Below are 21,491 nucleotides of genomic sequence, written 5' to 3' on the forward strand. Positions count from 1 at the left end.
GTAGATAGGCATAAATAAAGTGAAAATAGGGCGTCTCTTTGCTAAAGATTCGTTACCTAAGGGACTTCCAAATAAAAAAATACCCAAAAAACTGATGAAAAAACTCTCTCTTCCTCATTCCTCTGTGTTCTCTGCGCGGCAGTCGCTCATGGGGGAAACCCCCAAGACCGCGCTGCCTTGTCTCTGTGGTTCGTTTCATTTGAGTAATTTATTTCTTGGAAGTCCCTAATCGCTAATACTTAACCTCCAAAGCCAGGAATTAAACGCTTGAGGGCGCGATCGGTAACGTCGCTATAGCGGAGTTCTCCACAGAGAATCTTACCCATGATTTTGGCACCGGAGGGATGTTTAACACCAACTTTGTAGCCAATAGCAGGAAAGCGATAGAATGCTCCAGCTAATTTTTGCGCCCAAGCCATCTCAGTACCCCATTCTTCATTAATAGCTTCGGTATATTTTTCTAAAGCGTTGGTATCACCAGAAAGGGCATCATTAATCGCTCCTGCTGCAATCAAACCGCTAAAAATTGACGGACGAATACCTTCTGCTGTCATGGGATAAACTACACAAGCAGCTTCCCCAGCCAAAACTGCATTTTGGGTATGCAACTTTTGCTTTCCATTCCACAAGCAAAGGGGATAACCATACTGCTTGCTAGTTTTGATATCTAAATCAAACGATCGCGCGTACTCATCTAAAATCTTTTTAAAATCTTGGGGTTGACCACCGACAAATGTACCGATACCAATAGAATAACCATCCGCCTTTGGGAAGTTCCAAATGTAGCCATTTTTCACCAAGCCTAACTCAAGGTGAATTGTGGTTTTGTCTTTTACAGTTGCAGAAACTTCTGCTTCTAAAGCTGCTGCTAAACTGCGTTTACGGTCTTTAAAGCCTAGCCATTTTGCCATTGGCCCTTTAGCACCATCAGCCGCGATTAAGTAGCGACCTGTAACTAGCCCATTGGCTGTGTTAACTTGCCAATAGTCACTTTTAAATTCAATACTCGTTACTTCAGTATTATCTCGGAGTTCAGCTCCTTGTTTCTGTGCCTGCTGCACTAGGAAATGGTCAAAAATATCTCGTCGCACCATCCAGACTGGTTCTTCTGTGGCGATTTTTGCTTCCACCGGATCGCCCAATTTCCAGGTAAAGCGAAAGGAGTCGGCTTTGACAGAAATTGCTGGGCTAAAATCAAAGTCAAACCATTGAGCGATCGCTGGAGATACTCCACCGCCACAAGGTTTATATCTTGGTAGGGATTCTTTTTCTAATACTAATACTGAGCGACCCTGTTTGGCTAAATGATATGCAGCTGTTCCACCAGCTGGCCCAGCGCCGACGATGATGCAATCGTACATAAGGCTGAATTTTTGCTCCTGAATTAGTTTATTTTCTATTGAGTAGGGGTAATTCATAAATTGCCCCTACTTGATTAATTTTTGTTAAATACCCAAAAAATGATAAAGGCTGAAGAATTTATTTATCATCCTTCAGCCTTTATGCTTCAGACTTTAGACTTTAAACAGTCGTAATGTCTCTTTCTTTTTCTGCCAAGAGTGAGTCTATTTTGGCAGTATACTCGTTTGTGAGTTTTTGCAAGCTATCTTGTTGGTCTTTTGATTCATCTTTGGAGATTTCAGAGGCTTTCTCTTGTTTGCGAATCGCGTCTATGGCATCGCGGCGGATGTTGCGAATAGCAACACGACCCTCTTCAGCATACTTTGTAGCCATTTTGACGAATTCTTTCCGGCGATCGCTAGTTAAAGGCGGAATATTCAGCCGAATTACAGAACCATCGTTGCTGGGAGTTAAACCCACATCTGAGAGGGAAATCGCCTTCTCAATGATGTTTAGGGTATTACGCTCGTAGGGCTGAATCAGAATTGTCGAGGCATCTGGCGTGCTAATATTTGCCAGTGATTTTATGGGCGTGGGCGAACCGTAATAGTCCACTAATACCTTATCTAATAGACTCGCATTGGCGCGACCAGTGCGAATCGTGTTAAAAGCTCGTTGAGTTGAATCAACAGAACTTTGCATTTTACTTTTCGCGTCAGCTAATATCACAAGAACCTCCCACAAGGGTACCGATGGATTCTCCCAAGACGGCTCGGTGGATGTTACCTCGCACCGTTAGGTCAAATACCAGAATTGGGATATTATTTTCTTTACACAAGGCGATCGCAGTACTATCCATCACCCGCAAATCTTTCGCTAAAACGTGTGCGTAGGTAAGGCTATTGTAACGCTTGGCGTCAGGATAAATATGAGGATCGGCATCATATACTCCGTCTACTTTGGTGGCTTTAAAAATCACTTCTGCATCAATTTCTGCGGCTCTTAATGCCGCAGTAGTATCTGTAGTAAAGAAGGGATTTCCAGAACCAGCACCAAAAATTACCACCCGTCCTTTTTCAAGATGGCGGATGGCACGACGACGGATATAGGGTTCTGCTAATTCTTGCATAGCGATCGCAGTTTGCACCCGCGTCTGTACTCCTATGCGTTCTAGTGAATCTTGCAACGTCATGGCATTCATTACCGTGGCAATCATGCCAATATAGTCAGCGGTTGCCCTGTCCATCCCCGCCGACGCTGCTTTGACGCCACGAAAAATATTGCCGCCGCCAACAACTATGGCGATTTGAGTGCCAGTGGCCATCACCTCTGCTAATTCTTCTGCTATGCCTTTCACCACTTCGGGATCAATGCCATAGCCCATGTTGCCCATTAAGGCTTCACCGCTCAGTTTAAGTAAAACCCGTCGGTAATTCGTTCCCATGAAGTTCTGCTTTATCAAAAAAGTTGCAATTGCCTCCAATTTAAGATAACAGTTACAGGGACTATCTATGTCTAGTTACGCCAAATCAATGTAGTACCTATTGGTTCTGTTTCTGGTATCTCTATTTCTTGACCAAGAAACAGAGAAGCGATCGCAGTTCTTAAATAATCCTGTCCCGCCGATAATGGATCGTGGGGATGATCGTCAATTTGACCTTTGTAGCGGACTATACCATTACTATCTATTAGAAAGGCCGTTGGTGTTTTTGTCGCACCAAAACTGCGGGTTACATCTTGCGTAGAGTCCCACAGGTAAGGAAAGTTTAAATCGTGACGCAAGGCAAAAGCTTTCATATTTTCAAAGCTTGGCCTAGTTTCGTGATTACCATCACTACCATTCATAGCAATTAGTGTGAACCCAATCGGTGCAAATTCGGCTTGAATGTTTTTTAACCTGTCTATATACCACTCTACATAAGGACAATGGTTACATAGAGAAATAACGCCCACTGCTCGGAATTTCTCAAGATAACGCCTGAGATGGTGTACTTGATCGTCAATTCCTGGCAATTCAAAATCGGGTGCATAGCTCCCAATGGGAGTATCGATTGTTTCTAGTAGATTCATGATTTCTGGCTCGCAGAACTAGGAACAAGAAAAATATTGTTAAATTCAGCGTCAGTTTCCAGTTGCAAACCACCCCTTAGCCGATGCCTCATATTTGACAATGTTATAGACTCGCATTAGCGATCGTAATTGTGAAACTACTGAATCTAGCATTGATGATAATTCGCTTAGGGACTTCCAAATAAAAAAATACCCAAAAAACTGGCGAAAAAACTTTCTTCTCCTCATTCCTCTGTGTTCTCTGTGCCTCTGTGGCTCTGTGGTTCGTTTATTTGAGTAATTTATTTCTTGGAAGTCCCTTACATCTAAAAATAGCGAAAATATTACTCAGATTAGAAAACTTATGATTTTTAATACTGACATAATCTAAGTTGTGAATAAAACTATATCAAAACCTCACCCCCAGCCCCTCTCCTTAATAAGGAGAGGGGAGATAAAGCACAGCTTTATCGGGGTGACAACCTCTCTCTTTACTAAGGAGAAGGGAGATAAAGTATAGTTTTATCGTGGTGACAACCCCTCTCCTTAATAAGGAGAGGGGAGATAAAGCACAGCTTTATCGGGGTGAGGTAAAGCTTAATCTCACTCTTATTAGGAAACGCTATATAAGGCTAGAAGCTTTTGTGCTGTAGTCTAAGCTATCACTAAAGCAAAGGATTTACTTTGAAAATCTGATAAATTTTATTCAAATTCAAAACAATGTTACTTGCGTCTTGCTGCTGAAAGGCTTTTACCCCTGTATTCATCAAATTTTTATGACAACCTCAAGTTCAAAAACAGCACTTAACTCTACAAAAACCTGGATTTGGCAAGATTTCCCGATCTGCTATCAAACCCAAGGAACCACAGGCCCAGCTGTTGTCCTCGTGCATGGATTTGGCGCTTCTTGGTGGCATTGGCAAAAGAATATTCCCGTATTAGCACAAAGTTGCCGTGTTTATGCTATAGATTTGATTGGTTTTGGCGCTTCCGCAAAACCTCAACCTGGTGAACAAATTGCCTATACCCTAGAAACTTGGGGACAGCAAGTAGCAGATTTTTGCCGCGAAGTTGTCGGTGAGCCAGCTTTTTTAGTGGGAAATTCTATTGGCTGTATTGTAGCTATGCAAGCAGCAGTAAGCAACCCAGATATTGCCTTGGGAGTTGCTTTGCTCAACTGTTCTTTAAGGCTGTTGCACGATCGCAAACGGGTAACTTTACCTTTGTCTCGTCGTTACGGAGCGCCTCTACTGCAACGCCTATTATCTATTAAACCAGTTGGTGATTTCTTTTTCAATCAACTCGCTAAACCGAAAACAGTACGAAAAATTCTGCTGCAAGCTTATGCGAATGCTGATATGGTCACAGATGAGTTGGTAGATATTCTCACTTCGCCAGCAAGCGATCCGGGGGCTGGTGCTGTTTTTCTCGCCTTTACTTCTTATTCTACAGGGCCATTACCAGAAGACCTTTTGCCACTGTTAGCGTGTCCTGCGATTATCTTGTGGGGAACGGCTGATCCGTGGGAACCAATTAAATTAGGGAGAGAATTAGCTAACTTTCCCCAAGTACAAAAGTTTATCCCTTTAGAGGGAGTGGGGCATTGTCCGCAGGATGAAGCGCCGGATTTAGTCAACCCGATTTTACTCGATTGGATTTTGGAGCGATCGCGGTAATAGACTCGGCTCAATTTTCACGTAATGGGTGGTATTGAATATATTCAAAAAGATTTTTTTTGATTGAGCCGATATGGGTTCTTCTGGTACTTTTATGGTGGTTACTAAATTTTAGTAAATTTTAGTAACTCTAAAGATGCTGGGAAAGTTATATTTGGACACAGCTAATGACGAGAGTAATAAAAGAGCGTTAGGTCAATGTTCTCGTTAAAAGCCCTCCCCAGACCCTTATTTTTCCTTGTTAGTTGGGGCGAAAGATACACCTCGTAGGACTTGACCAGAGATAGGGGAACGGATGGCGCGGAACTGCTCAGATGCGGACTGCACGGGTGTTGTGTAGGAAAGTCTATCAGTTATGGCAACCACTTCGTTGGGATCTGCTCCTTGATCGCCGCTACCGCTAATGGTCGAAGTTACTGCATACAATGTGACAGTGCCATCAGGATTGACATGACCTGTAAGATTGCGAAGACCATCTGTTGCGGGATTATAAGCAGCAGGTAAACCAGCTACGGGGTATTGCTGACCAAGATTCAAGCCTTTTTGCAAAACGTAGTCCAATTGCCAAGTGCCGTTTACCAAACTCCACTTCTGAAGACCTGCGGTAGTGCTGGTTGCGGCATCAGCAGCAATACCGTCGCCCTCATCGGCAACATACAGGGTGGTTGCGTTGGCAAACCAAATACCAAAGGGATAGTAGATAGGTTGGACAGTTCCATTCACGTTCTTGCCGGTCTTAGCGAGGTTCGTGGGGAAGCCAGGCAAAATGGTAATTGGTGCAGCAGCTGCATTGGTGAGGGTTGGTAAGCTACCTGCGTTACCGACCTGGTATACAGTATTAATTCCGTTGCCACCACTACCTTTGGTTACATACAAAGTGTTATTGAAAATAGTCTCGCCTCGGAAATTATTGTCTTTGGCAGTCTTGTCGGCTGGGTAGCCATATTGAGTAATGTTGAACGATCCTACGTGATTAGTGCCAGGAGGTGATGGAGTCGCATTCTGACCAGGAATGACAATCTGCACACCCGCCGCAGCTGTAACTGCTGGCGAGCCGTTGCCATTACCAGCATTACCTACAGTGTAGTACAAGCCGTTTGAACCTAGTATCCCTGCACGACCATTGTTCCCAGGATATGCATTGGTTGTAGTTACCTTGGGGGTGAGAAAACCGTGAGAGATAAAGTGTGCATCATCAAAGTTGATTTGCGCTACTGCCCTATAGGTGGGAGTAGTTGTTACGGGGTTGCCCGGTTCGATAATTCCCGGCGTGTTAGAGTTTGACACGTCGAGCTGGTTGATTGCGCTGACATAACCCATGAAAGTCAGCCCTTTGCCGTCGGGTGTGAGATTTAAGGCTAATTCCGATTTGGACGGAAAACTGGTAGTAATGACACTAGGATCAACGTACATTGTACGGATATCTGTGCCACAAGTAGTAATTTCCTGGAGGAAAATTGGCGAAGTGATGCCAAAGCTGCCATCAACTTTATCATTGTTGAAAACGTCTGGATAAGTGCCGTTTGCGATCGCTGTACCCCCACCCGGAAGTGTCTGACCAACAGTTACGGTACTAGCTGTACCCGCATAAGTACTGCCAGAGACAATCAGGCGATCTGCATTAGAACATTTATCATCCTTGTTTGAATCATCAGCTATTTTGAATATGGCCGAGGAGTAGTCAGATGTAATTGCTGGAGGCTGTAAGTATTGAATTGGTATCATGATGTTTGTATATGCTGTGTAAACAGATTTTCTGAGACTCGAATCATCCTTTTTTTGCAACTATGTATCCGCGACAAATCTTCTCTTCAACCCTTCGGTAGATCGTGGCGACCACAATAATTGCTTATCCCGAAGTATTGAGGAGATAAGCTAATCGTCATTCATTTTTCCAGAATGATTCGCTCGTAGTAAGGGCTTCAGCCCTGCTTTTATGCAACTTAAATGCCGATTAGCTTACAAGTTTTGTGATCTTTGCGGTACACCGATTCGCTCTAACTGCGGGAATTACAAAGAAAGGCAGGAGCCTCAGTTGGAAGAAAACTGTCTTTTCTGGGTCATTGCCCAATCAAAAAAAGAATTGGCTTGAGGGTGAAGTGCTACGAGATACAAAGTGCGGAGGTGGAGACACTCCTCCTCCGCTCGTTGCTACAATCCCATGTTTTTAAACATGGGTTCCTCCTGCCTCCTGAATATAAATTGATATGTTAAATACCACATCAATTTCTTCATTTAGTGGTTTTTTATTCCTCGTACTACCTGCGCTCTTGATCTATTCGGTATTTTTCGATTTGCAAATCCCTACCTACCGTTAAGTGGTAATGTCTGGGTTTTATCAATCTGAACACCTTGCAGTCGTTGAGGATTTAAACCTAGAACCTGTAATGTAGTTGGAGCAATTTGGGTGGTAGAAACGTTTTGACTGATAGTTTTACCTTGCAGATTGCGGGAAAATCCACTGCTACCTACAATCAGGGCTACGTGGGTGTCAGCATCAGTAAATCCACCATGCTCTGCACGCTTCTTGGTAGCATTACCAAAAAAGTAGCCAGTTTTGAGTGGAACAATAATGTCAGGGGTGCGATCGCTTGTCTTTGGATCTCCCAATCCGGCATTGATGATGCTCTGACCATATAATACCTGACCCTGAGCAGCAGCATCCTCAGTTGAAAACGCCACTCCAGTATTTGGATCAATCGTATTATCAAATGAGTAATTTTTGGAATTCAGCAGGGCTACTGCTTTTCGGACATCAGACGGATTTTTCAAGAAGATCAGTGAGGAAGTATCCTGACCTCGCTCAGAAGCAACCTGGATGCCGTTTTTTACTAAGAGAGCGGCAACAGCAGTCAGGTTTCCATCGCCACCAGCTTTCCCAGTAACACTATCAAATGTACTGCTCAAACCAACAGTTGGATCTTGGACGGGATTTTGCCCGTGCTTGGCAGTCAAAATCACCAAAGTTGAACTGTCTAATCCTTTCTTTTTCAGTTCATCTAAAATCAGACCGATGCTGGCATCAGTATGGGCTACTGCACTTATCAGGTCAGGACGGGCATTTCCATCTTTGTCAATTCCGCCACCATAAAATTGAGAGGCAGTCTCTTTCTCGCCGACGCTCACAGCTTGGAAATTCAAGCCAAAAATTGCCGGAGTGTCTGCTTTTATCGTACCGGAATCGTTCAATCCATCAATCTCGTTTAATATCTGCTTAACCTTGATATCGTCGTAGGTTGAGGTTGTTGCTACACTCGTAAACTGGCTGGCGCTAAAACCAGCAGGTGGAGCCTTAAACAGAGCCGGATTACCCTTTGTCGCGTCATTAAAGAAAGTGGACGTGATTTTAGAGTTGGTGTTGGAGTAAGGAGTACCTGTTGATTGATCAACTAAAGCCCCAAGGGTGTTTGGGAGAAGTCCTGGCTTAGTTGGATCAATCGCCACTGCTGCGTTAATTTCTAGTGAAGAGTAATCGCTAATGCTTCCAACCTGACCCGTTGCCAAATTAAACTTCGTTGGGTCTTGTGTATTTCCAGCGAGGATGGTATAAGCTGCGGGATGCTTGTCAGACCAAGCAGTACGCAGTCCTGCCGCGCTAGCTATGTCAAAAATAGTGTTTACCTTCAGGTACTGGTTGGGGTAAACAGGGTTGCCATTGCTCCCGACAGGCAATTGGGTTTTATCAAATCCCTGACCGCCATCTAAGGTACCACCCTTACCATTATTCCAAGAAGCGTCAACGGTTTCATCAAATGTTACTACAGTACCTCGTTTGGCGGTTCCTGCGGCGATTTGGGCAGCAGTGGTGCCTGGGGCATATAAAGCGCGACTGTAGGATACATCATAAAATACACCAGTTGTGCCTGGGTTAGCACCAGTGATATAGTTTAGCTCCCCAGGGTAAGAGTCTGATGGTGCAGAAGTGAAAGCATTGGTGTATGTCACACCTTCTCTCTGCAACCGCTTGATATTTTTCAAAGAAGATTGCAGATTAGCAACTGATAGATCGGAGTTGTGCAATCCATCAATCGAAATAATCAGAACATGACTAAAGCGGGCAGTTGTATTTCCGAAACCGATTGCTTGGACACCAGGAATCAGGGTGTTGCTCACAATCGCCGTCGTCAATACCCCAAGAAGTGTTTTCTTCATTGTGTGTAACTAAATTGGAAAAATGGCTTATAATTTCAACAATCTGCAAAAATTCTGAATTCAAGGGCTACTTCTTTTGGCAATGGCTCTCGCCTAGCATTTATCAAAGACTCCAAGAATCAACCCAGTGAGAGCATTCAAGATACAGAAGCGAAATATATTCACAGATATTGATTACAAATATGCGTGGGTATTAAATGCTTGCAGTGGGTTTTACGTGATTTTGCTGCTTATTAAGAAGCACAAATTTGATTAAATCAATAACAAGGTAAGCAACGCAAGTAGACTGAATCTTGCTTCATCAAATCTTTATAATCACTTTTGATGTAGCAAAAATAAATTCAGAACGATTTTACCCAGTTTTAGCAATCATTCAGATTATCAATAATTGTTAATCTCTCTTTTTATAAGGCTTTCAGAGTTATGGAATTTCAAATTTAGAGAGTAATTTTCTGTCGAGGTTTTTAAATTATTAGTAAAGTTAAGGTTTTGTTAATGTTTAATTAATCTGATAATGAAACCCAAAATGGCGTTATTGCACGAATAGGAAGGTGAAAAATTTCAGCCTGATACCAAGTCGCAATAAATAGTATTATTTGGCATAAATAAAATCACTGTACAGCTATGCCTCGTACTCGGATTAAAATCATTCTTCACCTTAACCTTCATTACGCAGAATTAACCCAAGCTACCATCGTTGTAGAGACGTAAAAAACACACCCGATGGTTAGTGATTCGTCTGTTGAGCAGGCATCCCCCAGTACCACCAGCACAGTTATCCTTGATTTTTACCACCACTACTGAGCTTACCTTTGCTTCTATTTGATTACTGAATTACGTCTAATGTGAATTGAGGCATGAAACTTTTGGCATCTCCTTAATGGTTTAAAACCTTTAATTTTGAAAGTGTTTGCTCAATTAGGAATAGTACTCAAAGCAATTACAAATTCAAAACTAACTGACTTAAAAAGAAGGCAAGTGCTGCACTGCCCAAGGGAACTGTCAAATTGTCAATACCCAAAAAAGAAACAGCCTCTAAAGCAGTAGCGATAAATGCAACTAACAGTGATACTGCCCAAGTTTGCCAACTGTTTCCTTGAGTTCCAACTAAAATCAAACTACAGACGACATAGCTAACGAGCATCATAGTTAGGGAGCCTTCCCAACTTTTTTCTGTCCCAAAAACTTTATACTTGTGTTTACCAAAGCGTTGCCCAATTAAGGCTGCTAATCCATCTCCCCAAGTCATTACTAAAATTCCGAGTGCTGCGTACTGAGGTTGTTGTAAATACCAGAACCAAGCAACTAAAATACCAAAACTGACGGAGTAAAAAAATGTCCCTAAACTTTGGCGGCCAACGCTATTAATACCAGGAAGAATGGGTAATCGGTAGGATAATAAGGTGATTGCACTCGCTAAAATAGAAGCTGTAATCCCTACGCTAGCGGGAATATCTAGCCACCAAGCGATTAAAATTACATTACCAGTGCCAATATGAACTATCTTCCGCACGATTTCTGGCTTGTCGGCAAAGCGGTTTACCACCCATGCAATCAAAAGGATGAGTAACACCCAAATTGCAGCCGACGCAATTTGCAGCCAGAAAAGCGGAATTGAGGTGAAGTCAGAAAATGTAATTAACAAAGATGCGACAAAATGAAAATTTTTACCCCTGCTACTAATTTATAAGATTTGGGTAACTGCAATGAAATTATTATTTATTTGGCTGATTCGGGGCTACCGAATGTTTATCTCGCCGTTGTTTCTCCCGACTTGTCGCTTTCAACCAACTTGTTCGATGTATGCTATTGAAGCTATTGAACGATTTGGGGTGTTGCGTGGTGGGTGGATGGCAACTCGACGGATTTTGCGGTGTCATCCGTTTCATCCAGGTGGTTACGATCCAGTGCCAGAGGTGGTAGAAAAGGTGGAGGGGGAGTAGTTTTGTGGAAATGGTGGGGAATTGAGGGTGGAATTTAAACGCAGAGGGGAGGCAGCGCGTTGCGGGGGTGGAGGAGTTTGTAGCGACTGCCGTCGCGCAAAGGGAAGCGCAGAGGGACGCAGAGAATGAGAAGAGGGGTAAGTTATTAAAGGAAATGTTTGTGGGTATAGCTATTTGGGGAGATGTCAACGCATGAGGTTGTCATCTAGCGTGGGAAGGTTGAATAATTTAATTTAGGCTTACGATGATTAATCCTACTGCGATTTCTATACCAGAACCACAAATTCCTACTCCTGGGCCGAATCCGCTACCTAGTCCCAATCCCGAACCTGTACCGGGGCCAGCGATTCCTCAACCTTTACCAGAACCAGTACCTGCTCCCATTCCTCAGACGGTTCCAGGGCCAATTCCCCAAACCATACCGGAACCTGTTTAGATTAACTTGGTAATGTAATCCAAAATCCAAAATCTAAAATCCAAAATGCTAAGAGCCGGAATTGTCGGACTTCCCAACGTCGGAAAATCTACTTTATTTAATGCTGTAGTTGCTAATGCCAAAGCTGAAGCAGCTAACTTCCCTTTTTGCACGATTGAACCGAATGTCGGCGTTGTCGCAGTACCGGATGAACGGTTAAATGTTCTTGCTAAGATTGGCAGTTCGGTACAAATTATCCCGGCGCGGGTTGAATTTGTTGATATCGCTGGTTTAGTTAAAGGTGCAAGTCAGGGTGAGGGATTGGGGAATCAATTCCTCTCCCACATCCGGGAAGTTGATGCGATCGTCCATGTGGTACGTTGTTTTGAAAATGATGATATTATCCACGTTGCTGGTTCTGTTGACCCAGCACGAGATATTGAAATCATTAATATAGAACTGGGTTTATCAGATTTAGCACAAATTGAGCGGCGAATTGACCGGACTCGCAAACAAGCTCGTACTAGCAAAGATGCACAGTTTGAAGTCTCAGTTTTAGAAAAATTAGCTGCGGCTTTAAATGAAGGTAAATCGGTGCGTCAGGTAAGCTTGAATGAAGAAGAAACAGAAATTATTAAAGGATTAGAACTACTCACTTATAAGCCGATTATCTACGCCGCGAATGTATCTGAGGATGAGTTGGCAACTGGTAATCATTTTGTGGAAACAGTGCGGCAAATTGCAGCGACAGAAAATGCTCAAGTTGTGATAGTTTCGGCTCAAGTTGAAGCTGAATTAGTGGAATTACCAGAGTCAGATAAAGCTGATTTTCTCGCTTCTTTAGGTGTGGAAGAAGGCGGTTTGAAATCATTGATTCGGGCAACTTACATGCTTTTAGGCTTACGGACATATTTCACTTGTGGCCCTAAAGAAACCCACGCTTGGACAATTAATGCTGGAATGTCTGCACCTCAAGCTGCTGGTGTAATTCACAGTGATTTTGAACGGGGATTTATTCGCGCTGAAACTGTCGCTTATAAAGATTTGGTAACAACTGGTTCGATGAATGCTGCGAAGGAAAAAGGGTTGGTTCGCAGTGAAGGTAAAGAGTATGTTGTGCAGGAAGGGGATGTAATGTTGTTCCGATTTAATGTGTAGATGTAATTAATGAGTGGCCGTTATCGATAAGATAATGGTCAACCTACACCAAGTTGCGTAGGCTTTGCCCCCCGTAGGCATCGCACTGTAATCCTTGACAAAAGGCTCAATGTATGCGTCTAGTTTTAAGGAAGTTGCTATGCGATCGCAAATAAACCTGCAAGAGAACGTTGACACCCGCTAATAAAAGATGTATCTTCAATGTATATACGTTAGAAAAATTTTCACTCCGAAAATCTAAAATTCGGGCGTGTAGATCGCTAAGAAAATTTTTGGAGATAGCTATGACCGCAGTTGTTGCTAAATGGGGAAATAGTTTAGCTATTCGGATTCCAAGAGCGGTAGCTGAACAAGCACATGTAACCGAAGGGACAGCTATAGACCTTAGTGTGGAAGGTAATAATATTATAATTACACCACAAAAACGAAAAAAGTATACCCTTGATGAGTTGCTTGAAGGTATGACTCCTGATAAATTCCATTCGGAATTTGAAACTGGAAACGCTGTGGGGAATGAAGATTGGTAGTTAATCCATACTTTCCCAAAAGAGGAGATATTATCAAATTAGAATTTGGAGCTACACAGCAGTTTACGGTTGATTCGATTCAGCGTGCATTTGCCCTCTACACATCAGGAATGTCATTTGATGACATTGCTAGGACAATGAACAATGAATTACAACAGCAAGGGCGGGAGCAAATGGGCTACCGCCCTGTTCTGGTTATATCTCCAATTAAATACAATCGAATCGCTTCTTTAGTTTTAGCGTGTACGATAACTAGCAAGGCAAAAGGGCTTAGTTTTGAAGTTCCACTTGTTGAGGGAATGCAAACAAAAGGAGTTGTGTTATCTGACCAAATTAAAACACTCGATTGGAAAGCTAGAAAGGTAAAATTTGTTGAAAGTGTTTCACAAGATTTAATAGAAGAAGTACAGGCAAAGCTCGAAACATTAATTTTTTAAAACTAATTTTAAATAAAATTAGAAGTGCGATCGCACCCTCAACAAGCTATGATTTAGAACTCCTATCGTTCAGCTATTTCCACCTACAATGTATACATAAGAACCCAAGTTCTCATCATCTGTACCAACCATCACACCGCCTTCTGCACCGGGAACAAGTTCTATACCTTCGATTTTGTGGTAATTAGAGCGGTAAAGAGGAACAAGTTGAGGATTTTGCCGCCATGCAATTTTGTTACCACGAAATCCCAAGTAGCCAGCGACATACACAGCTGACTCAAATGGGCCATCATCTCCGCCATCACTTGCTGAGGTAATGTATACAATTCCTACGGGATCTATTTTAATATCTGAAATATGGCGAACATTGCCAGATGGAAACGGTACTTTCAGATTGGCAGAACCTGCAAGAGTAATTTGATATTTAGCTAAATCAAAGGTTCCCCAAAAAATAGTTGCTGGTTCTTCTTTTTCGCCTCTATCTCCCCAAATAGCAACTAATTTACCGTCTATATTTTGTAATCCAAATGCTTCAAAATTATTTCCTGGAATAATTCCTGGTAAATCGAATTCTTTGATAATAGAGATGGTCTTCTTAATAGGCTCTAAACGGAGGTAATAAGCTTTTCCAGAACTGCTTAAAGCGATAAATGAGAACTTTGTTTTTTCTGGAACAGATGTTAAAGCTTCTAAATCAATGGGTAATTCTATGTTGCTCGGCCAGTTCAAGGGAAAATATTCAGGTTGGTTTTTACCCTTAATGCTGATAATTGCTAAACGACCTTGGTTTTTTTGTTTGTTGTCATGGACAATCAGAAAATCGAGCTTATTGGTTTGTTGCTCTATCAAAGCCATACCACTGATACCGAAAGGGATACCACCGCGAACCGGACGCCAATCTTGCGCCCAAACTTGCTGGGATATCAGTAATAATGCACCTAAGACTACTATATTGATGATTAACTTAAGAAACCGAGGCATATTCATTTAGCCAAGCTGTGAATATCGCTAAAAGGAGTGTGTTAACGGATGCTCAATCATATCAAATCAAAGCAATTTGCACTCACATCAATAAAGCAGCCTTTTGTACTCTTAGCCATTAGTAAAATTACGCAATTAATTCATCTAATTTTAGATTTTGGATATGACTATGGTTAGCATAACTATTTATACAAACGTAAGTAAGAGGAAACAAATCTAAAATCCAAAATCTAAAATCCAAAATTGTTTGGCTCACGATAGTACTTTCTGTAAAGAAAGCAATAATTCGTTGACAGTATAGGGCTTCGACAAAAATGTATTGACACCAATAGCAGCTAATGCACTGAGCTTATTGTCAGATATAAGTCCACTGCTGGCAATAATTCTGACTTGGGGGTTGATTTTTCGCAGGGTACGGATGGCAATTAAACCATCCAGCAAGGGCAGCATAATATCCATTAGTACAGCACTAATTTTGTCCCTATTTTTAGCGTACAGCGCGATCGCTTCAATGCCATCACTGGCAATTAAGATTTTATAGTTGTAAGCTTCTAGTGATGTTCTGGTAATCTCAAGAATTGCAACTTCATCATCTACAACCAAAATCAATTCTCCATGTCCTGTCTGTGGTGGCAATTCTTCTGGAGTGAGTGTTTCCATTCCTTCTACTGCTGGTAAGTAAACCTTAAAGCTAGTCCCACTTCCCACTTCGCTATACACATCCACAAAACCTCCGTGGCTTTTAACTATCCCCAGCACGGTGGAAAGTCCTAAACCAGTGCCTTGTCTCACATCTTTTGTGGTAAAGAATGGCTCGAAAATTCTATCTAAGATTTCTCTAGGAATTCCAGTCCCAGTATCGGAGACAGTTATCACTGTGTAAGGACCCTCTTTGGCTTCTAGGTTCATCCTGGCATAATTTTCGTCAATTAACACATTCTCAGCAGAGATACTCAAACTACCGCCATTGGCCATAGCATCACGGGCGTTAACGCAGAGGTTCATCAGCACTTGATGCAGTTGGGTGCTATCTCCAGAAACCATCCACAAATCTTGTAGTACATCAGTGCTGATTTCTATGTATTTGGGAAATGTCTCTTTGAGAATCTTGCCTAGTTCCACAATCAGATGTCTGAGTTGCAAAGTGATGCGCTTCCCTTCTACACCCCGCGCAAAAGACAACACCTGTTTAACTAAATCAGCACCGCGTCTAGCGTTGATTTCTAAAATTTCTAGTAGATGGCGAGTTCGCTCATCTACATCGGGAAATTTGAGCGGTAGCAGTTGCGCTCCTGCCAAAATCGGTGTCAGGATATTGTTGAGGTCGTGAGCAATGCCACTAGCCAAAGTGCCTATACTTTCCAGGCGTTGGGCGCGAAACAATTGGGCTTCTAGGTGTTTTTTGTCGGTAATATCTGTGTCAACGCTGAGAATTGATTTGGGTTTCCCTTGTTCATCGCACACCAAACTCCAGCGACTAGCAACAAGGATTTCTTTGTCCATTTTAGTAAGTTTAGTTAACTCGCCCTGCCACTTTCCTTTACTTATAACTTGGAATAAAGCGGCTTCGATTTCTGGCGAAGGTTCGTCATACAAAAGCTCACTAGCATTTTTGCCCCAAGCTTCTGTCGCTTTCCAGCCGTAAAGTGTTTCTGCGCCTTTGTTCCAGAAGATAATTTGATTGTTTAAATCTCGCAGACAAATGGCATCTGTGGTGACATCAAGTAATGCTGCTTGTTCGCGGATTTTTTCTTCTGCCAATTTGCGTTCGCGTAGTGCGGCTTGTCGTTCGCTAATATCAATACTGGCGCATGTCACGCCGACAATTTCTTGTGACTCGTTCCGCAATGGCTCAACTGTCAAATCGTAATATCGAGTTGTATCTTTGATTGTTATTGATACTTCCTCTCGCCTTCCTATGCCACTGGTTAACACTTCACGTTTAATTGTGGTGAGATGTTGAGCATCTTCAACTGGAATAATATCCAAGTCTTGTTTGCCCAATATTCCCTCAACCGTCAATCCAAATGAGGGATTATAAACCCAGGTGTACCGTAAATCGCAATCTTGGTTGTAGACGAAGATGGGAGAGTTTTTCAGGGCTACCCGAAATCGCTCCTCACTCTGTCGCAGGGCGTTGTCTGCCCGTTGCCGTTCGATGGCATAACGCATTGAGCGCACCAGCAAGTCGCCAGTTACTTGCCCTTTCACCAAATAATCTTGCGCTCCTTCTTGCATTGCTCTAATTGCTAGGGTTTCATCGTTTATACCCGTCAGCACAATTATCGGAGTGCCTTTTGCTTGATGGTGAGCGATAAGAAAGGTTTCTAGTCCCTGGCTATCTGGCAGCGAGAGGTCTAACAAAATTACATCAAAAAGTTCCTTAGCTAAGTAGTTGAGTGCTTCGGAAAGCCGCTCAACGGGCGACAAATCAACTACAACTGTGGTAACTTCTTTTAAAAACTCTTGTAATAAAAATACATCACCAGGGTTATCTTCTACTAATAAGACTTTAATATTTTTACCTGCCATTTCAATTACTCCGGTGGCAGTTTTACGATCGCAAACCAAAAATTTTCTATTGATTGGACAATTTTAACGAATTGATCGAAATCTACTGGTTTAGTTATATAACAATTTGCACATAAATTATAGGCTTTGAGGATGTCTTCTTCTGCTTGGGAAGTCGTCAAAATTACTACAGGAATTCGTCTGAGGTTTTCATCTCCTTTAATTTCTGCCAGTACTTCCCGTCCATCTTTTCTGGGGAGATTTAAATCGAGCAGGACAATATCTGGATGGGCTGCTTTAAGGTATTTGTCCTGCTTTCGCAAGAATGCCATTGCCTCTACACCATCTTCTACCACATTCAGGTGAATGGAGATTTTGCTATCTTCCAGGGCGATGCGTGTGAGTTGGGCATCGCCAGGATTGTCCTCTACTAACAAAACCTCAATAGGCATAATCGCTTTTATGGTGTCCACAATTGCTTACCTGCTCTATCTGGAATTGTGAAGTAGAAAGTCGAGCCTTCACCCAGTTTTGACTCAACCCAGATCCGGCCGCCGTGGCGTTCTATAATTTTCTTACAAATTGCCAGACCAATTCCAGTACCCGGATACTTCTCTCTACCGTGCAATCGTTGAAAAATTATAAAAATACGTTCTGCATACTGGGATTCTAAACCAATGCCATTATCGCATACTGAGAACAACCATTCATCTACCGACGGCATAACATTTAAACTTTCCCCATCTGGATTTGCATCTGGCTTCGCAACGCCGATGTGAATTCGTGGCTGCTGATTCTGACAAAATTTGATCGCATTGCCAATCAGGTTTTGAAATACTTGTATCAATTGGGTAGCATCAGCCATTACTTCCGGTAAAGGATCGTGAGTGACAATTGCTTTAGTATCTGCGATCGCAATTTCTAAATTAGCGATCGCTTCTTCTAAGGCAACACTACAACTTACTGGTATAAAGGGCTGTCCACGGCTGCTGACGCGAGAATAATTCAATAAATCATTTATCAGCGTCTGCATCCGCCGCGCTCCATCTACTGCGTAGTTGATAAACTGATCGGCATTGGCATCTAGTTGACTTTTGTATCTTCGCTCTAATAGTTGTAAATAACTTGTTACCATCCGCAATGGCTCTTGCAAGTCATGAGAAGCGACATAAGCAAACTGTTCCAATTCCGCATTAGAACGAGCCAGTTCCTGACTTTGCTGGGTTTCTTTTTCTAATAGTTGCGCTTGAGATAAAGCAATGCCAATTTGATTACCTAGTTGCTTTAACAACTCCGTCTCAAAGTTATTCCACCGTCGAGGTGCAGCACACTGATGAGCCAGCAACAAGCCCCAAATGCTTTCCCTGACGAGAATTGGCACTACGAGGTTAGCCCTGACAGCAAACTGCTCAAGAAATTCTCGATGACATGGTTGAATGTGAGCAGCTTGGATGTCTTCCATCGCACTGACTCTTCCTTGGCGATATCTTTCTATGTATTCTTCTTTAAAGCAGGAGTCGAGCAAATTTCTTCCTAGAATTACCGGCCAACCAGGTAGCACCGCCTCTTGTACTACTGTTCCCGAACCATCAGACTCTAGTTGAAAAATTAAAACTCGGTCAGCTTGTAGTAGTTTTTGTACTTCAGTAACCGTGGTTTTAAGAATTTCGTTTATTTGTAAAGATTCTCGAATTTTCAGAGTGATTTGGGCAAATAATTGCGATCGCAAATTCTGCCGCTTTAATTCTTCATCAGCCTGCTTGCGATCTGTGATATCAGTATAAGAACCCACCATGCGAACTATATCACCCGATGCGTCCCAAAGTGCCTGTCCTCGATCTAGAATCCATTTATAGCTGCCGTCTTGGCACTGGACTCGATATTCACAGACATAAAACGGTGTTTTCTGGGCAAAATGGTCTTTCCAAGCTTGAAGTACCCAATCTCGCTCATCGGGGTGGATTAGTTTTGTCCATTCATCCCAACCGTTGGAAACTTCGTGGTCTTTATAACCGAGCATTTCTTTCCATCGAGTTGAGAAGAACACTTCATTAGTCTTGAGGTTCCAATCCCAAATACCATCATTATTACCATGTAATGCTAACTGCCAGCGTTCTTCACTCTCTTGTAGTGCTTCTGCTGTTCGCCGTCGTTCAGTAATGTCTTGGAAATAAACAGACAAACCATCTTTTGCAGGATAAGCGTGAACTTGAAACCAGCACTTTAGGGGCTGATAAAATTCCTCAAATTCCACACTCACCTGTTCTGACATTGCCCTGTGATACTCACGATGAAATGTTGTGTCTATAAGTTCTGGAAATACCTCCCAGATGCTTTGATTTAATAATTCTTTTTGGTTTTTTTGCAACAGCAATTCTGCTTGACCATTAATGTAAGTGAATCGCCACTTTTTATCTAAAGCAAAAAACGCATCAGTGATGCTTTCGAGCAAATTAGCAATGCGGATTCTCGCAGCTTCAGACTCGGCGTGTGCTGCTTGTTTCTGGGCTATTAGTTTCTCGGTAACTTGAGATACTTCAGTTACATGACGCCTGAGTTCTAATTGGTCGATTACCAAGCGGCTCAAAGCCACAAGCGCCTCTACTTGTTCTTGGTTCAATTCCCGTGGAACTTGGTCAATTACACACAAAGTTCCCAGCATATCTCCCTGTGGGGTAATTAGGGGTACACCTGCATAAAATCGCATATATGGATAGCCAGTGACTACCGGATTCTTTGCGAATTTTTCATCAGCTAGAGCATCAGGAATCACTACAACATTACGCCGTTCTTGGCAAATGTAAGATAAGCCAACACTCCGGGGCATTTCTGATACATTTAAACCTACTTTTGCCTTAAACCATTGACGATTTTCATCAATGAAATTTACCAAGGCTATGGGCGTACCACAAATAAATGCCGCTAACTGAGCAAGATTGTCGTAAGGTTCTTCCGGTTCGGTGTCAAGAATTTGATACTGGCGGAGAGCTTCTAGCCTTGCCATTTCTGTATCAATTTGTCCAGCTTTCATTAACTTTTCTTAATTAATTTCAATGTAATATTCAGTCATTAGCGCGGATATCTTTAGGACTTACGCTTTCAAGGCACTGAAAGCGTTGATTTCTCGTAGGGGCAATTCATGAATTGCCCCTACATTTCGTACTTGATGCGTAAGTCCTAATCTTAAGAATAGCTTAATCTTTTTAACAATTCTTAGTTTTTTCTCCGCCTCTGGCCATTCAGGGAAGTCTGTTTAAATTTTGAGTAGAAGAAATAAAAACGAACCGCAAAGACGCAAAGGACACAAAGAAAGAAGTTAATAGGACTTACGCATTGACAGAAAAGCCAAAATAGCAAGTATAGTTTCCAAGGCTTATAGCGAGATTTTTCAATGATATTTTGGCGATCGCACCCAATCAAGGGAGATTGATAAAAGCCTGAAACAACGTATTTACGTTGATACACAAGATAGTTATTTTGTACAGTGCGTAAGTCCTAGTTAAAAGGTTTGGCGGAGCCTGACAAAGAAATGGTATGACGGACATCCCTCTCCTTAGTAAGGAGAGGGACAGGTTTTGCACAAGCTAAAAGCAGGGTGAGGTTTCTTTGGGCTATTCGATAAACCGTGAATTGCATCACCTTGCCAGCACTACTATTAAACCTCTACCAAAACGGTTTCTCGCAGCTTGGCAATCACATCACTTAAATTACCCGTATTCAAACGGTAACTTAGAGGATGGGCAATCAACCGCGCCGTGCTTTCATAGAGAGTCGCAATTTCAATCAAACCATTTTCGCGCAAAGTCCGCCCTGTAGAAACCAAATCCACGATCGCTTCTGACATTCCAGTAATTGGCCCTAGTTCCACTGAACCATACAACGGTACTATTTCCACAGGTAAATCTAGACTGTGGAAATATTCACGAGCGCAATTTACATATTTTGAAGCAACTCTACCATGCGCTGGTAAATCTAAAGGCGATCGGTAAGAACTGGATGCTTTTACCGCCACCGACATCCGACAATGCCCAAACTGCAAATCCACCAAGTGGGCAACTTGCGGCTGCTTCTCCCGCAGCACATCATAACCAACAACACCCAGTTGTGCCTGACCATATTCCACATAAACAGGCACATCCTGCGCCCGCACCAACAAAGCTTTTGCAACTCCCTTAGTGTCAAGAATTTGAAGTTGGCGAGTTCCTGAATCTAAAAAAGCACTAAAATCTAATCCCACAGATTGTAGCAGGCGGATGCTATTTTTAAGGAGTTCCCCTTTTGGCAATGCAACAGTCAGCATT

At 42.5% G+C, this 21,491-nt stretch carries 18 protein-coding genes; 6 read left to right on the top strand and 12 right to left on the bottom strand.

The annotated features are described in order from the left end of the window. Positions 1-239 precede the first annotated feature (239 nt). The 4 genes from V7K73_RS27980 to V7K73_RS27995 form a co-directional block, all read right to left on the bottom strand. Positions 240-1,361 carry a geranylgeranyl reductase family protein gene (locus tag V7K73_RS27980; RefSeq protein ID WP_334885128.1) on the bottom strand — a complete coding sequence of 374 codons (1,122 nt, stop codon included), beginning with the start codon at positions 1,359-1,361 and terminating at the stop codon, positions 240-242. A gap of 160 nt (positions 1,362-1,521) precedes the next feature. Beyond that, a complete protein-coding gene (gene frr / locus V7K73_RS27985) occupies positions 1,522-2,070 on the bottom strand; it encodes a ribosome recycling factor (RefSeq protein WP_334885075.1) in 549 nt (182 codons plus the stop codon). Next, complete coding sequence (gene pyrH, locus V7K73_RS27990) at positions 2,057-2,785, bottom strand: UMP kinase (RefSeq protein ID WP_334885077.1); 729 nt, start codon at positions 2,783-2,785, stop codon at positions 2,057-2,059. The genes frr and pyrH overlap by 14 nt, the downstream gene beginning before the upstream one ends. Before the next feature lie 71 nt (positions 2,786-2,856). Beyond that, entirely contained in the window at positions 2,857-3,411 is a 555-nt protein-coding gene (locus tag V7K73_RS27995; protein ID WP_334885079.1) for a thioredoxin family protein, read from the bottom strand. A 755-nt stretch (positions 3,412-4,166) separates the two neighbouring features. Here V7K73_RS27995 and V7K73_RS28000 point away from each other — a divergent pair. Then, positions 4,167-5,066, top strand: a complete 900-nt coding sequence (locus tag V7K73_RS28000; RefSeq protein ID WP_334885080.1) for an alpha/beta fold hydrolase — start codon at positions 4,167-4,169, stop codon at positions 5,064-5,066. Between the two features lie 228 nt (positions 5,067-5,294). Here the strand turns inward: V7K73_RS28000 and V7K73_RS28005 are convergent, their stop codons facing one another. From V7K73_RS28005 to V7K73_RS28015, 3 genes are all read right to left on the bottom strand, one after another. Beyond that, on the bottom strand, positions 5,295-6,791 hold the full coding sequence (locus tag V7K73_RS28005; protein ID WP_334885082.1) for a hypothetical protein: 1,497 nt from the start codon (positions 6,789-6,791) through the stop codon (positions 5,295-5,297). A 579-nt stretch (positions 6,792-7,370) separates the two neighbouring features. Beyond that, on the bottom strand, positions 7,371-9,218 hold the full coding sequence (locus tag V7K73_RS28010) for an alkaline phosphatase family protein (protein WP_334885084.1): 1,848 nt from the start codon (positions 9,216-9,218) through the stop codon (positions 7,371-7,373). A gap of 940 nt (positions 9,219-10,158) precedes the next feature. Beyond that, a complete protein-coding gene (locus V7K73_RS28015) occupies positions 10,159-10,863 on the bottom strand; it encodes a diacylglycerol/polyprenol kinase family protein (protein WP_334885086.1) in 705 nt (234 codons plus the stop codon). A 61-nt stretch (positions 10,864-10,924) separates the two neighbouring features. On the opposite strand from V7K73_RS28015, the gene yidD reads away from it, so the two are divergent. From yidD to V7K73_RS28040, 5 genes are all read left to right on the top strand, one after another. After that, complete coding sequence (gene yidD / locus V7K73_RS28020; protein ID WP_229486193.1) at positions 10,925-11,161, top strand: membrane protein insertion efficiency factor YidD; 237 nt, start codon at positions 10,925-10,927, stop codon at positions 11,159-11,161. Positions 11,162-11,405: 244 nt separating this feature from the next. After that, complete coding sequence (locus V7K73_RS28025) at positions 11,406-11,597, top strand: hypothetical protein (protein WP_334885089.1); 192 nt, start codon at positions 11,406-11,408, stop codon at positions 11,595-11,597. Positions 11,598-11,642: 45 nt separating this feature from the next. Further along, complete coding sequence (ychF, locus tag V7K73_RS28030) at positions 11,643-12,734, top strand: redox-regulated ATPase YchF (protein ID WP_334885091.1); 1,092 nt, start codon at positions 11,643-11,645, stop codon at positions 12,732-12,734. A gap of 284 nt (positions 12,735-13,018) precedes the next feature. After that, complete coding sequence (locus V7K73_RS28035; RefSeq protein ID WP_334885093.1) at positions 13,019-13,261, top strand: AbrB/MazE/SpoVT family DNA-binding domain-containing protein; 243 nt, start codon at positions 13,019-13,021, stop codon at positions 13,259-13,261. Further along, entirely contained in the window at positions 13,255-13,698 is a 444-nt protein-coding gene (locus V7K73_RS28040; protein ID WP_334885095.1) for a type II toxin-antitoxin system PemK/MazF family toxin, read from the top strand. The genes V7K73_RS28035 and V7K73_RS28040 overlap by 7 nt, the downstream gene beginning before the upstream one ends. A 69-nt stretch (positions 13,699-13,767) precedes the next feature. Here the strand turns inward: V7K73_RS28040 and V7K73_RS28045 are convergent, their stop codons facing one another. The 5 genes from V7K73_RS28045 to hisG all read right to left on the bottom strand — a co-directional run bounded on the left by V7K73_RS28045 (position 13,768) and on the right by hisG (position 21,490). Continuing rightward, positions 13,768-14,679 (bottom strand): hypothetical protein, encoded by a 912-nt coding sequence (locus tag V7K73_RS28045; RefSeq protein ID WP_334885097.1) that lies wholly within the window; start codon positions 14,677-14,679, stop codon positions 13,768-13,770. Positions 14,680-14,931: 252 nt separating this feature from the next. After that, complete coding sequence (locus V7K73_RS28050; protein WP_334885130.1) at positions 14,932-17,211, bottom strand: hybrid sensor histidine kinase/response regulator; 2,280 nt, start codon at positions 17,209-17,211, stop codon at positions 14,932-14,934. Between the two features lie 5 nt (positions 17,212-17,216). Continuing rightward, the gene (locus tag V7K73_RS28055) at positions 17,217-17,642 is read right to left on the bottom strand and encodes a response regulator (protein WP_442936800.1); all 426 of its coding nucleotides are present in this window, start codon (positions 17,640-17,642) and stop codon (positions 17,217-17,219) included. A gap of 8 nt (positions 17,643-17,650) precedes the next feature. Next, positions 17,651-20,221: a GAF domain-containing protein gene (locus tag V7K73_RS28060; RefSeq protein ID WP_334885101.1), complete on the bottom strand. Its 2,571-nt coding sequence runs from the start codon at positions 20,219-20,221 to the stop codon at positions 17,651-17,653. A gap of 624 nt (positions 20,222-20,845) precedes the next feature. Continuing rightward, positions 20,846-21,490, bottom strand: a complete 645-nt coding sequence (gene hisG, locus V7K73_RS28065; RefSeq protein ID WP_334885104.1) for an ATP phosphoribosyltransferase — start codon at positions 21,488-21,490, stop codon at positions 20,846-20,848. Position 21,491 lies beyond the last annotated feature (1 nt).

This window comes from Nostoc sp. (genome assembly GCF_036916975.1).
Taxonomy (GTDB): Bacteria; Cyanobacteriota; Cyanobacteriia; order Cyanobacteriales; family Nostocaceae; genus Nostoc.

Excerpts from the sequence above, each read along its gene's own strand:
- V7K73_RS28025 (WP_334885089.1), top strand. The coding sequence starts at position 11,406 with ATGATTAATCCTACTGCGATTTCTATACCAGAACCACAAATTCCTACT.
- V7K73_RS28035 (WP_334885093.1), top strand. The coding sequence starts at position 13,019 with ATGACCGCAGTTGTTGCTAAATGGGGAAATAGTTTAGCTATTCGGATT.
- V7K73_RS28010 (WP_334885084.1), bottom strand. The coding sequence starts at position 9,218 with ATGAAGAAAACACTTCTTGGGGTATTGACGACGGCGATTGTGAGCAAC.
- V7K73_RS28055 (WP_442936800.1), bottom strand. The coding sequence starts at position 17,642 with ATGCCTATTGAGGTTTTGTTAGTAGAGGACAATCCTGGCGATGCCCAA.
- V7K73_RS28050 (WP_334885130.1), bottom strand. The coding sequence starts at position 17,211 with ATGGCAGGTAAAAATATTAAAGTCTTATTAGTAGAAGATAACCCTGGT.
- ychF (WP_334885091.1), top strand. The coding sequence starts at position 11,643 with ATGCTAAGAGCCGGAATTGTCGGACTTCCCAACGTCGGAAAATCTACT.
- yidD (WP_229486193.1), top strand. The coding sequence starts at position 10,925 with ATGAAATTATTATTTATTTGGCTGATTCGGGGCTACCGAATGTTTATC.
- pyrH (WP_334885077.1), bottom strand. The coding sequence starts at position 2,785 with ATGGGAACGAATTACCGACGGGTTTTACTTAAACTGAGCGGTGAAGCC.
- V7K73_RS27980 (WP_334885128.1), bottom strand. The coding sequence starts at position 1,361 with ATGTACGATTGCATCATCGTCGGCGCTGGGCCAGCTGGTGGAACAGCT.
- V7K73_RS28060 (WP_334885101.1), bottom strand. The coding sequence starts at position 20,221 with ATGAAAGCTGGACAAATTGATACAGAAATGGCAAGGCTAGAAGCTCTC.
- V7K73_RS28005 (WP_334885082.1), bottom strand. The coding sequence starts at position 6,791 with ATGATACCAATTCAATACTTACAGCCTCCAGCAATTACATCTGACTAC.
- V7K73_RS27995 (WP_334885079.1), bottom strand. The coding sequence starts at position 3,411 with ATGAATCTACTAGAAACAATCGATACTCCCATTGGGAGCTATGCACCC.
- hisG (WP_334885104.1), bottom strand. The coding sequence starts at position 21,490 with ATGCTGACTGTTGCATTGCCAAAAGGGGAACTCCTTAAAAATAGCATC.
- V7K73_RS28000 (WP_334885080.1), top strand. The coding sequence starts at position 4,167 with ATGACAACCTCAAGTTCAAAAACAGCACTTAACTCTACAAAAACCTGG.
- V7K73_RS28045 (WP_334885097.1), bottom strand. The coding sequence starts at position 14,679 with ATGCCTCGGTTTCTTAAGTTAATCATCAATATAGTAGTCTTAGGTGCA.